This window comes from [Eubacterium] eligens ATCC 27750, assembly GCF_000146185.1.
GTDB lineage: Bacteria > Bacillota > Clostridia > Lachnospirales > Lachnospiraceae > Lachnospira > Lachnospira eligens.
In genome coordinates this window covers 533,873-546,769 of sequence record NC_012780.1, presented here as the reverse complement: position 1 = coordinate 546,769, position 12,897 = coordinate 533,873, and the positions used below count along the sequence as shown (strand labels likewise).

The 12,897-nt window shown below is 38.7% G+C and carries 11 protein-coding genes and 1 pseudogene; 8 read left to right on the top strand and 4 right to left on the bottom strand.

The features are described from left to right. Positions 1–47 precede the first annotated feature (47 nt). The 5 genes and pseudogenes from EUBELI_RS14515 to EUBELI_RS14150 form a co-directional block, all read left to right on the top strand. Entirely contained in the window at positions 48–449 is a 402-nt protein-coding gene (locus tag EUBELI_RS14515) for a hypothetical protein (RefSeq protein ID WP_012740849.1), read from the top strand. Between the two features lie 16 nt (positions 450–465). Next, a complete protein-coding gene (locus EUBELI_RS13010; RefSeq protein ID WP_012740848.1) occupies positions 466–2,949 on the top strand; it encodes a glycosyl hydrolase family 95 catalytic domain-containing protein in 2,484 nt (827 codons plus the stop codon). A 4-nt stretch (positions 2,950–2,953) separates the two neighbouring features. Beyond that, positions 2,954–3,904 carry an N-acetylmuramoyl-L-alanine amidase gene (locus tag EUBELI_RS13005; protein ID WP_012740847.1) on the top strand — a complete coding sequence of 317 codons (951 nt, stop codon included), beginning with the start codon at positions 2,954–2,956 and terminating at the stop codon, positions 3,902–3,904. Positions 3,905–3,941: 37 nt separating this feature from the next. Further along, positions 3,942–4,403: an NUDIX hydrolase gene (locus EUBELI_RS13000; RefSeq protein WP_012740846.1), complete on the top strand. Its 462-nt coding sequence runs from the start codon at positions 3,942–3,944 to the stop codon at positions 4,401–4,403. A gap of 112 nt (positions 4,404–4,515) precedes the next feature. Continuing rightward, positions 4,516–4,653: pseudogene (locus EUBELI_RS14150) on the top strand (AzlD domain-containing protein); the annotation flags it as partial. Between the two features lie 582 nt (positions 4,654–5,235). Here the strand turns inward: EUBELI_RS14150 and EUBELI_RS12995 are convergent. Both EUBELI_RS12995 and EUBELI_RS12990 read right to left on the bottom strand, forming a co-directional pair. Next, complete coding sequence (locus EUBELI_RS12995) at positions 5,236–5,568, bottom strand: nuclear transport factor 2 family protein (RefSeq protein ID WP_012740843.1); 333 nt, start codon at positions 5,566–5,568, stop codon at positions 5,236–5,238. Positions 5,569–5,586: 18 nt separating this feature from the next. Continuing rightward, the gene (locus tag EUBELI_RS12990) at positions 5,587–6,375 is read right to left on the bottom strand and encodes an SDR family oxidoreductase (RefSeq protein WP_012740842.1); all 789 of its coding nucleotides are present in this window, start codon (positions 6,373–6,375) and stop codon (positions 5,587–5,589) included. Positions 6,376–6,528: 153 nt separating this feature from the next. On the opposite strand from EUBELI_RS12990, the gene pdxR reads away from it, so the two are divergent. Further along, complete coding sequence (gene pdxR / locus EUBELI_RS12985; RefSeq protein ID WP_041688983.1) at positions 6,529–7,920, top strand: MocR-like pyridoxine biosynthesis transcription factor PdxR; 1,392 nt, start codon at positions 6,529–6,531, stop codon at positions 7,918–7,920. A gap of 113 nt (positions 7,921–8,033) precedes the next feature. Here pdxR and EUBELI_RS12980 read toward each other — a convergent pair whose 3' ends face one another. Then, complete coding sequence (locus EUBELI_RS12980; protein ID WP_012740840.1) at positions 8,034–9,356, bottom strand: sodium-dependent transporter; 1,323 nt, start codon at positions 9,354–9,356, stop codon at positions 8,034–8,036. Positions 9,357–9,995: 639 nt separating this feature from the next. On the opposite strand from EUBELI_RS12980, the gene EUBELI_RS12975 reads away from it, so the two are divergent. Next, positions 9,996–10,340 carry an Hpt domain-containing protein gene (locus EUBELI_RS12975; RefSeq protein WP_012740838.1) on the top strand — a complete coding sequence of 115 codons (345 nt, stop codon included), beginning with the start codon at positions 9,996–9,998 and terminating at the stop codon, positions 10,338–10,340. 139 nt (positions 10,341–10,479) lie between these two features. Beyond that, entirely contained in the window at positions 10,480–11,910 is a 1,431-nt protein-coding gene (locus tag EUBELI_RS12970; protein WP_022098909.1) for a sensor domain-containing diguanylate cyclase, read from the top strand. On the opposite strand, the gene EUBELI_RS12965 is transcribed toward EUBELI_RS12970, so the two are convergent. Further along, positions 11,907–12,794 carry a LysR family transcriptional regulator gene (locus EUBELI_RS12965; RefSeq protein ID WP_012740836.1) on the bottom strand — a complete coding sequence of 296 codons (888 nt, stop codon included), beginning with the start codon at positions 12,792–12,794 and terminating at the stop codon, positions 11,907–11,909. The genes EUBELI_RS12970 and EUBELI_RS12965 overlap by 4 nt on opposite strands. Between the last annotated feature and the right edge of the window lie 103 nt (positions 12,795–12,897).

Sequence of the window (12,897 nt, the reverse complement as noted above, 5' to 3'; positions counted from 1 at the left end):
TAAATAAGGCACTATATATAAAATTAATTGAAAGGATAGTTTACCCTATGAAAATGAAATTAAGAAAATTTATGCAGCAGGCTGCTTCATATATTGAGATTGTGTTATCTGCATTTTTACTGATAGCTATAATATTTCTTGCAGGAAAATTTATTGTGGAAAGTGTACTGGGAATAGGATGTGATAATGCCACGCTTGAGTACTTCCTTGAGAATGTTATGACATTTGCAATTGGAGTTGAGTTTGTAAAGATGCTTTGCACTCATACTCCGGGTACGGTTATTGAAGTTCTGCTTTTTGCTATTGCAAGGCAGATGATAGTAGGACATGTATCGGGATTTGAGGTACTGGCAGGGGTGGCTGCAATTGCAGGATTATTTGCAACACATAAGTTTCTTTACGCTGAATCATTTGGAACTGAAGAGAAAGAAGAAAAACAAGATAAGTAGAAAAGGAAGTCTAAAAATGTATAGTTCATTTTCAAAGAAGTTCAGTCAGATTAAACCTTATGATGATTATAATGTTACGGATGTACCATGGCATGAGGCTATGGTGGCAGGTAATGGAAGGCTTGGCGTGCTTGAATCATGTGCGCCTATAGAGGACAGTCTTATATATCAGAATGTTGAATTTGTCATGCCATCGGAAGAGCCAAGGCATGTGCCTTACGATGTTACAGCACAGTTAGATGAAGCCAGACAGTCAGTTATTAATTTTGATGATACATGGAATATACATGATAGAAAAAGAACGAATATGTACTGTTATCATCCAGGCCATATGATAAGACTGACACTTGAAGGAGAGCCGGATATTTCTGGTTACAGAAGATGGACAGATTATAAGACTGGTACAATAAATACTACATTTAAATCAGACGGAGCTTCTGTTTCAAAAAGTACATATGTATCGAGAAAACAGAATGTGATTATAACTAAAATAATATCTGAAAAGTCTGTGAATATGTCGATATCAATAGATGATTTTGAGTCTATGCCGAAATTCGGAGTCCAGAAGAACAATATCCCTGCGCCTGAAAGAAATATGCTGTATTCAAGATTTGTAAGAGGTAACATAATAGGTACGGTTGTGCATTATCCTGAATATGAGGGAAGTGAGCTTGCAAAGGGTGGATTTGCAGGTGTTACAAGGATATTGACAGATGGTGATATGAGGGTTTCATCAAAGCCTAAAGACAGCCGGGCGTACACTTGTATTGATGAGACTGCGCCGGTTATTAATATATCACATGCAGAGAGTATAACACTTATAACTTACACAGACTGGACAGATGATTTGGGGGAATATTGTGAGTTCAGGTACAGAGTTAATGGCAAAGATACATTTGCACTGGTAGACAAATGTATTAACAAAGTTAACAGTGTCGATATAACGGAAGAACCGGTAAGCTTAGAACATAAGAATATAGAGCTTAAGCTTGACGGCGGATATTTTTGCGAGTCTGCTAATGAAGAACTGCTTCACTTGCAGAAAAATGAATATGACATTATGCCTCATCTGCTGGAGAAATTATATTATAACGGTCTGTATGGAATGCAGGCATGCGCAGGAACGACAGCACCAAGACTCAGCGGCTTGTGGGTTGGTGAGTGGAATCTGTTGTGGAGAAGTGCGTACACAATGGATGCCAATGTTAATATTCAGGTTTCGGGAATGAACGGCTCAGGGTTGTATGAAGCAGGTGTTGGTTATATGTGGTTTATTTTGCGGCAGATACCTGACTGGGTTAACAATGCAGCAATGGTGTATGGGATGAAGGATGCAGTGCTGATTCCGGTTAATACTGACGGTCACAGGGCAATGATGGTAGAGTACGATATTAATTATCCATTCCAGTACTGGAATGCCGGTGCGGGCTGGTTACTTATTCCTATATATGAATTCTTACAGACTTACGGCGACGCTGTGATAACAACTGATGATGTGGCGCTGATTAAGATGTACGGCAAAGATACATTTGATGTAAGAAAAGATGTATATGAGCCACTACTTAAAAAGACTTATAATTTCTGGAAACAGATTGGAAATCCAGAGTATTACACAGATACAGACGGTAATGCAAGGTATGAGAAGGGTAAATGCAGCCTTAATGAGAGTGAGCATTATCTTATTATTCCATCATTTTCACCGGAGAATAAGCCTTTTGGATATCATAGTGCGATTACTGCCAATGCAGCAATGGATATCTCCGCGGCTAAAGATGTAATTAATATGTACACGGAGATGCTTAATTATACGAAGGTTGATGGATATGAGCAGGCTGTATCAGAGGCGGAAGCACTCTTAAGAATGTTACCTGATTTTATGTATGATGAGTCAGGCGCAGTTAAGGAATGGTCTATGAAGGAGTATGGCGAGAATAATGCTCACAGGCATATAAGCCATCTTTATCCGGCATGGCCGGCTTTGCAGACTCAGCATGACAGTAAGTTAGCAGCTGCGTGTCGCCAGGCAATCATTAACAGAAACCATGAGAATAAAGGAAAAGATGATACTGCTTCACATGGCTGGATACATAAGGCGTTAGTAGAGGCTCGTCTTAAAAATGCAGATGCTGTATATGATACGCTTAATCTGCTTGTACACAGTGACATATTTTACACAACTTTATTTACAGACCACAATACTGACAGGAGCAAAGGCGTGTTTTGTACAGATACCGCATTTGGACTGGTTGGAATTATTAATGAAATGCTTGTATATTCGGATGAACACACAATTGAACTGCTTCCAGCATGGTCAGACAAGCTGGGAAGCGGCATGGTTAAGGGACTTCGTACAAGATGCGGAATAACTATTGATGAACTTAAGTGGGATGTTGATAAGAAGAAAGTGTATGTAAGTCTTGACTGGGGTAATGCTGATGAAATTAATATAGTATGCGGGAAATACGAGATTGAAAAAATCGGACATGAAGTGAAGGCGTAATATAATGAAAAAGAAATTGTTTTTTTGTATGGTGATGGTTACTATATGTATGTGTGCATGTGGGAAAAAGAATGCTGCGACAGATATGGAAAGTAGTCATGATGAGACACATTTGTATGAATCACAGACCGATATTAGTACTGTTGAGGAGACAACACAGGAGGAAACAGCTCTGGAAGAAGTTGCAGAAGAGACAGAATGTACAGAGGAAGAGACGACTTTGGAAAATGCTGTGGAAGCTGTAGCAGAGGGAAATATTGATGCTACAGAAGAAGTAAAACCAAAGCAGGTTGTTATATGTATTGATCCGGGTCATGGTGGAGACAGTGAAGGAACAAAGCAGGAATATGATGGAATTCTTGTGATGGAGAAGAATCTTAACTATCGTATTGCAACAAGTCTGAAATGGTATCTTGAACAAAATGAAGGAGTTAAGGTTATTCTTACAAGAAACGGTGATTATGATTTAAGTCTTTCGAACCGTATTAAGTATGCAGTTGATAATAATGCAGATTATTTTGTTTCTGTTCATGTTAACAGCAGAAGTACCGATGAGGTTGATTCACATGGTTGTATGGTTCTTATGAGCTGTAGCAGATATCAGCCATCAAATGCAAAGGTGGCAAGCGTATATGATTCTGAGATGAGGATGGCTAAATCAATAATATCTAAATTAAATGTGTTAGGACTTCCAATAGCCAATGACTGGAATACTGAAAATACCGGAGGAATTTTGCAGAGGGTAACAACAGTAGGAGAAACATATCCTGATGGTTCGCTAGCGGATTATTATACATTGTTGTATTGTGGTACCAAGGCAGGGCTTCCTTCTATTATTGTTGAACATGCTTTTTTGAGTAATAAAGGAGATTACAGAAATTTTCTCAGTACCAATGAAAAACTTGACGCACTTGCGAAAGCAGATGCAGAGGCAATAATTGAATCTATAAGGTGAATTTGATTGAAAAAATCGGACATGAAAGGTAGAATTGATGATAACTACAACTTTATGTTATATAGAGAAGGACGGGAAGTATCTTATGCTTCACAGAGTGAAAAAGCATAATGATATTAATGAAGGTAAATGGATTGGAGTAGGCGGACATGCTGAGAATCAGGAGACTCCTGAGGAATGTCTTGTGCGTGAGGTAAAGGAAGAAACAGGTCTTACGCTTACTTCATACAGATTCCGCGGGCTTGTAACATTTATAAGTAATGAATGTGAGCCAGAGCTTATGTGTGTATTTACGGCAGATGGCTTTACAGGTGAGCTTATTGAATGTGATGAAGGAGAACTGGCTTGGGTTGATAAAGAAGAAGTTCCCGAGCTTCCGACATGGGAGGGTGACAGGGTATTTCTTAACCTTCTTCTTTCGGGGGAGGAGAGATTTTTCTCGATAAAGCTTAAGTATGAAGGCAGCAGACTTGTGGAAAAACAGGTCAATCTGTATTAAAATACAGATTTGAATATATTTACAGATGGAGTAATTTAGCAGCAATGCTTGACAAGTTCAAGAATATGGGGTGGAAGAAATTCTATCTCATATATGCAATGTTAATGTGACAGGCTACAGTTATGGATTGTCAGAACTGATAGCAATTATTGTGACAGTTCTTCTTCACAAATGGAAAAAGCAGATGCTTGTTTCTATCGCAGGCGGAACGATATGTTATATGCTGCTTGTGCAACTGGTGTTCAGGTGATTAGAATACTGTGCCGGAGTTACACCTAAGTCGCACATCAATGCATTGGAAGCTATGAAGGTCTGTCAGATACAGGTGGAAGAGTAAAACTTGCTTGTTGGGTGAGTAAGCTGGTGCGGGGATTTTGTGGATTGGACGCTGAGGCAGAGAAAAGGTTGCTGAAAGTCCAAATCGACTGCGAGAAAGTGGCAGATTGGACCTTGGAGCAGATAAAAGGCTGTTGGAGGTCCAAAACAGTTGCAAGAAAGTGGTGAATTGGACCTTGAAACGATGAAAATTCAAGAGAAAGTCCAAAGTATTCATGACAGAACAATAAAATGGACTTTGAAGCATCCAAGAGCCAAGTGGATGTCCAAAAAGTCCGCGCAGGTATAACCGATTGGACCTAGAAGCGAATAGAAGGTAAGTGAAAGTCCAAATCGACTGCGAGAAAGTGGCAGATTGGACATCGAGATAGAGAAAAGGCATCTCTTGAAAAGTTTATTGTTTATGTTAAAAAGAAAAATGAGGGCATTTGGATTGCAAGGGATTAACTTGCAATTCAAATGCCCTGATTGGTTATACACGATTTTTAATATTTAATTACTTAGGTCTTACAGTAAGTCTCTTGATAAGCCCATCTTCTGTTACTTCACGGACTGTAGCGATGGCCATGATGTTGTAACCGCCGAAGTTAGCGATGAATTCTGCCTGGGTAGAATTCACAACTTCACCATCTAAGATAGAGTATTTGCGGAAGCCGAACTTGTTACGGAAGAACATGTTGATAGCTTCACGTCCATATATATGATATTCGTTCTGGGCTGCTGAGTTAGTACAATAATCATTGATTATTCCGTCTGGAGAAAAGAGATTGGCAAGTCCTGCGTAATCTTTGTTTTCCATTGCTTCTACATATTTTTCAATTGCTGTCATGTTTAATGCCCTCCTTAATTAATATACTTTCTCTGTGTTTAATAATGCGTCTGTTCCACCATCAACGAACATGATATTTCCATTGACGCCTCTTGCTGAATCTGAAGCAAGGAATACCATAACCTCAGCAATTTCCTCTGGAGCCATGAGGCACTCCTGACCGTACTTGGTTGGGATAGGAAGGGCATTAAGAGCCATCTTTGCTGTAGTGCTCATTGTTGCAGTCATGGCTGTGTGTACATTACCAGGAGCAACAGCATTTATACGGACACCATTGGCAGCCCATGTTGCAGATACACGGCGTACCCATCTTGCAAGTGCGTATTTAGTAGAAACATAAAGACTGTTTCCTACTGAAAGGTTAGTGCTGTCCATAGAAGAAATAAGGCTTAATATACGCTTTTCATCACCGATGTTATTAAGAAGATCAACGATATCCTTACGGCCTGCACCCTGTGAAATTGTGTTAGAAACAGTTACAACACAGCTTCCGTGCTTCTTCTTTAAAAGGTCATATACACCATTTGCAACGGCTACTGTTCCGAAGTAGTTAAGAGAGATAATGAGTCCGAGATTACCGCATGCGCCTGAAACACCAGCGTTGCATATCATTCCGTCAAGTCCGTCAGGGCACATAGTATGTAACTGATCAACAGCAGACTGTCTGCCTTCCTGCGATGCAAGGTTTACGCAGATGTCACCGTCTTTAAGATCAATATTAATTACCTTATGTCCCTGATGTATTAACAATTCTTTAGTTTTTGCACCGATACCGCTTGAAGCACCAGTAATAGCATAGATTCCCATAGTATTTCTATTCCTCCTTGTTTTTCGAAGAAAAATCCGAACCCTTCAGGTGAGGAGAGGGATTTTCCTCCTTGTTTTTTGCTTATGAGCTTATTATAATTAAAACTGATATCTTTTAAATATCCAAAATGCATATATAATAGGAGACCAGATTTGCTTACATATGATTTAGATAAACGCAGAAACAAAACAATGTACGAATATCTGTATGAACTGATTAAGGAAGATATAGCTGACGGGAAGCTTAAGGCTGATGAGAAGCTGCCATCAAAGCGAGGGCTTTCACAGCATTTGCAGATAAGTGTCAAGACGGTGGAGAACGCATATGAGCAGCTTCTTCTGGAAGGTTATATCCGATCTGAGGAAAAAAGAGGGTATTATGTTAATAAGATTGCCGTGGTTACAGGTGGTGCACCAGGGTATGCTGCTCCTGTGAAAAGATTCCAGGAGGAGACTTATCTTGCTGATTTGACGGCAAATAATATCAGGTATGATAGATTTCCATTTGCTACATGGGCAAAGGTTATGAGGGAAACCCTGACCGATTATAATACTTCACTTCTTAAGACTGTACCTTTTAACGGTGTGTTGCAGCTTCGTGAAGCGATTGCAGACCATCTTAACAGATACCGTGGAATGCAGGTTTCAGCAGACCATATTATTATAGGGGCCGGAACGGAATATCTGTATAACAGGCTGTTACAGCTCTTAGGTCCAGATGTGAAGTTTGGTGTTGAGAATCCCGGATACCGTAAGATTACCAAGATATATGATGAAAATGGTGTGGAGTGGGATTATGTTAATATTGATGATAAGGGTATGAAAGTCGATGAACTTAGAATGAAAGATATAAATGTAGCACATGTAAGTCCTGAACATCATTTTCCAATTGGCCTTGTTATGCCGGTTGCAAGAAGACAGGAACTGCTTAACTGGGCGGCGGCGGAGCCAGGCAGATATATAATAGAGGATGATTTTGACTGTGAATTCCGTATGCAGGGCAAACCTATTCCGTCCATTCAGTCGAGAGACAGAAGTCACAGAGTAATATATATGAACACATTTTCGAAGACAATGGTTCCTTCACTTAGAATAGGATATATGGTACTGCCAGAAAAGCTTATGGAAAAATATATTTCAACAATGAATTTTTACTCGTGTACTGTGTCGGGATTTGAGCAGTATGCAATGGCGGCATTTATTGAGAAGGGATACTTTGAGCGCCACATTAAGAGGCTTGTCAATGATTACAGGGGACGCCGTGAAAAGATATGCAGGATGTTTCGCGAATCAAGGCTTAGTGAGATAAGTACGATATATCAGGATGATGCGGGAACACATTTTCTGCTGCATGTGAAGACTTCCTTAAGTGATGTTGAGATTAAATGGGCAGTCAGGCAGAAGGGGATTCTGATTAACTGCCTTTCAGAGTATTGTTTCGCTGATGCGGATAAGTACCATGGAATACTTGTAATTCATTATTCGGATATGGACGAAGCAACTCTTAAGCTTGTAATTGCTGCTTTTGAGGAAATATTCCTGTAAAAAATGTGATGCAAAGCATGAATAGCATAATTAAATATATGAAAAAAGGAATCCCATAAGCAGAGAGGCAACATCTCCCTGCTCACAGGATTCCTTTTATTATAATATCTTAATCAGCCGATTCCGCCAAGAACAATTCCAAGTATAAGAACAAGGAAACATACAGGGCAGAAAATATATTTGCATATAGGATAGAATTTATCAGTGAATTTCTTATCGCGACCGGTATTAACCTGAGTTTCAACATATTTCTTACCACATACCCAGAAGAACATAATTCCGGCAAGACCTGCACCAAGTGGGCAGATGTAGATAGAAAGTATATCCATCCATCCAGAGACAATTCCCTGAATACATATTGAAACTACAAGTGCTATTGCAGCGATTATGGCACAAGATGCCTTTCTTCCAAGATGAAGCTTTTCCTGAATAGTTGCAATAGGTGCTTCATACAGGTTGATTAAAGAAGAAAGTCCTGCCATAAATACAGCAACGAAGAATATAATTGCGACTATGTATCCGCCAGGCATTGATTTAAAAAGTGCCGGGAGGAAGATAAACATAAGTCCGGGACCACCCTGATTAAGCTGGGCACCGGTTGTTGCCATTGCAGGAATGATAACAAGTGCTGCAAGCATGGCTGCTATAGTATCGAACAGCGCAACGCGTCCGGCAGCAGCAGGAATATCTTCATTATCTGAAAGGTAAGAACCATATATAAGAGTGCCATTACCAGCAATAGAAAGAGAAAAGAATGCCTGGCCAAGAGCGAATATCCATGTCTTAGGGTCAGCAAATGCCTCAGGGTCAACTCTGAAAATGTATTTGTAGCCTTCTATCGCACCAGGTTGGAAAGCAACATATATTCCAAGTACAGCAAAAAGAATAAAGAAAACAGGCATCATGATTTTATTGGCCTTTTCAATTCCGCGTCCGACACCGAACATAAGAATAATAATACCAATAACAAGAGCTACAATCTGCCATACATTATTACCAAATGCGCTTGCCATACTTCCAAATGAAGCAGCAAAGCCTTCTGTGTCAGAAGGTGCAAGTGCCTTTCCTGTAAAAGCTCCAATCATGTACTTAAGAATCCAGCCCATTACAACAGTGTAACCAATTGCCATTGCAAGTGCGCCAAGTACTGGAATAAAGCCGATAGCCTCACCAAGCTTTCTCTTATTCTTAGTTTCGCATGCATATCCAAATGCATCAACAGGTCCTGACTTAGTAGCACGACCAAAACTCATTTCTCCGATAACACCAGTGAAACCAATAAGTGCAACGAATATGAAATATGGTATCAGGTATGATCCACCGCCATACATTGATACTCTTGTTGGGAACATCCAGATATTACCCATACCAACGGCAGAGCCGATACAGGCAAGGATGAATCCCCATTTGTTGTTAAAAGAATCTCGTTTTTTCATAAAACAATTCCCCCGCATATATTTTGCCAGACAGCAATATATTTAATATACAGTATATTTGCGGATATGTAAAACTATTATCTGAAAATGTGTTGCTAAAGTATATTTACAATAATGAGATTACAGGATATGATTCATTTGGACATTAGAAGAGATTTCATGTATAGGTAAGTCCAGAGGGTGAGCATATTTGTGGCGGATTGGATGTTAGAAGAGATTTCACGCAGGAACAAGTCCAAAAGGAGAATGTAATTGTGTTAGATTGGACTTCCATGGCAGGTTAAATGTTCCAAAAGTCCATAATCACTTGAAAAGTGCATGAAATTGGACTTTTCGTTAAAAAATTTGCGGAAAATGTCCAATTTGATGTGAATTCCGAGAGGTATTGGATGTTTGGAAGAAAATAAGTGCTTTAAAAGTCCAATGCAGTAATTTAAAATGTACTAAAATTAAAATTTTGATGATGTTAGAATACAGCAGCAGAATCCACCTTAGGGCGTTATGTTTCTTAATGAGAAAAATAGAGTAATAATTATTCTGTGATTAGACGGTTCTTTGACAATACTATATTAATCGTGATATCATATTACTCAATATACGCATAGTTATAATTTAACAATATATAGGCAGGTATTGCACATGACAATTAAGGAATGTTACGAGGCAATGGGAGCAGATTATCAGAATGTTTTGAATAGATTTCCCAATGAGGCTTTTATTAAAAAATTTGTATTGAAGTTTTTAGATGACAACAGCTACGCCAATCTTAAAGAGGCTATAGCTGCCGGAAATGTAGAAGAAGCATTCAGGGCAGCACATACACTTAAGGGTGTATGCTTAAATCTTGGATTTGATAATCTTTATAAAGCGAGTTCAGCTATTACAGAGATTTTTCGTGCAGGAGAACTCGCAGGAGCTGAGGAAGCATTTGAAGAAGTTGAGAAACAGTACAATATAACAGTGAATGCAATTAAGGCTATGTAGAGAATTGTTAGCGGCGAATGCGGTTTGTTTAATATCAGAACGCACTTTTTTCACAATTTTAATGTGTGAAAAGGGTGCGTTTTTTGTCAATATATGTTACTATGTTGTTAGTTATAAATGTATTGAATTGGAGATGCATATGAAGACGAAAAAGTACGAATCAATTATGAATAAAGCAATGAAGGCAGCAATGAATTATGAAAATCCAGATGATCAGATTAATGAATTTATCAGATTTTTTGGAGAACATATCGGGTCTGAAAGAATATACATATTTGAAGACAATATTAGAAAAAAGGTTACTAATAATACTTATGAGTGGTGCGCGGATGGGATTGAGCCTCAGATAAAGTTTCTTCAGAATGTAGATATGTCAATTATAGACTGGTGGTATACATCATTTAATGATGGAAGAAATATTAGTACTAAGGATATTGAGGAGATTAAGGATGAATATCCTGCAGCATATGAACTGCTCAAAGTTCAGAATGTAAAGAGCCTGGCAGTAAGTCCATTCAGATATAAGGACGAGATATATGGCTTCTTTGGTGTTGACAATCCACCAGAAAGTGAGATGGACGAGATTTCGCGCTTTCTTGATATGATAGGCACATTTTTAGTACTGCTATTAAAACAGAGAAATGTATTTAAAAAATCCAAGCGTGAGGCTATGTTCAGCGCATATTCAGCACTTGCCGGAATATATCTGTCAATGCATATTATCAATTTAAAGACAGGGGAATTTCATGAAATAAAGTCAACAGATTTCATAAGGGATAATATGATAAAAGGCGAGCATACTTTTGCAGAACAGATAAATAGTGTAATGAAGATTCTTCCTTCCAGGAAGTATGTAGAAAGTGTACTTGAATTTGTTGATATATCAACACTTCCGGAGAGAATGAAGAACAAGACTACGATTGTTCATGAATTCCTTGGAAATTACTCTGGATGGTGTCGTGAAAGATTCATAAGGGTAGATGAGGATAGCAATGGAGAACTGTGGCATGTTGTATATGCCGTTGAAGTTATCGATGCAGAGAAACGTAAGGAGAACAGGCTTTTATATCTTTCAGAAACAGACCTTATGACGGGAATAAGAAATAGAGGAAGCGGAGAGAAAGCAATTGCAGACCTTATTAAGGAAGAAACTAAGGGGCTTATGTGCCTTCTTGATTGTGATAAGTTCAAGAATGTTAACGATACATATGGACATGTTGTCGGGGATGCAGTAATTATAGCGGTTGCAAGAAGTCTTCAGAGTGTATGCAGGGAACATGATATATGCATGCGCCTGGGAGGTGATGAATTTGCAATGTTCATCCCGGGAATAACAGAAACTAAAGATGCTGAAAGCTTCACGATGAGAGTATTTGCAAAGCTTAAGGACATAAGAATCCCAGAGATGGGAGATGAGAAGATATATGTAAGCATGGGTGAAGCGTTTTATAAAGGGGAAAAGGATATTGATTTTGATGAACTGTACAGACATGCCGACAGTGCCATGTATAAGAGCAAGAATAATACAGGCTACTGTGCGACACTTGAATGCGTAACTAAGACATTTTAATCAGTTGTATGCTTTAAGAAATTAATAAGTTTTTTGGCTGCAATGCTTTCGGTATGTCTTGATTCACGTATAAGAACAATATCTCTGTCAGGTGCGGATTCGTATAGATTTACAGGAAATATTTCACCACGCATTATATATTCAGAGGCAAGCTCCTCTGGGTAGAAGCCAAGCCCTAAGTTTGCCTGAACCATTGCAAGAACCTGATCTGTAGTTGAAGCCTCCATATCAAGGTTAAAGTGAAGATTGTTGTCATAGAAGAATTTGGTGTAGTGGTCATGTGTACCGGTACCTTCTGCCAGACTTATGAAAGGATAATCCTGCAATTCTTCCAGATGAATTATTTTGTTATCCGGCTGACTGTATTTTGGACCTGCAATAAGTATATCATGGAATGAGCATAGGCTTTCAGATTTCATATCGCCAGTTAAATTAACAGGTGTGGTTACGACAGCAAAGTCTACCAGACTGGCTTTTAGAGCATTAACAGCCTGATTAGTAGAGTGGTTGGTAAGCTTTATCTTGACATCGGGAAAAAGTTCTGTGAATTTTTCAAGTTTTTTAAGAAGGAATATTCTAAGAGCAATCTCACTTACTCCTATACATATTGTGCCACCGGACAGACTTTTGCTTTTGATAATAGCGTTCTCAGCGTCTTCAAGCTGTTTCATTGCGATTGATACATGAGAATACAATGTATTTCCTTCAGGTGTAAGAGTGATGCCTTTGTGAGAACGGTTAAGCAGCTTACAGTCAAGTTCGCTTTCTAATATATTCATGCAGCGGGTTATGTTAGGCTGGTTATTATCGAGCATGCGGGCTGCTTTTGAAAAACTCTTATATTTTGCAACATAGTAAAATATTCTGTAATAATCTAAGGTCATAGTAATTCTCCAATATATAATTATGATATAAGTGACATATTAAATATACATTTTACATATCGAAAATGCAATACTATAATATAGAAAAAGATGAAAGAAGGCA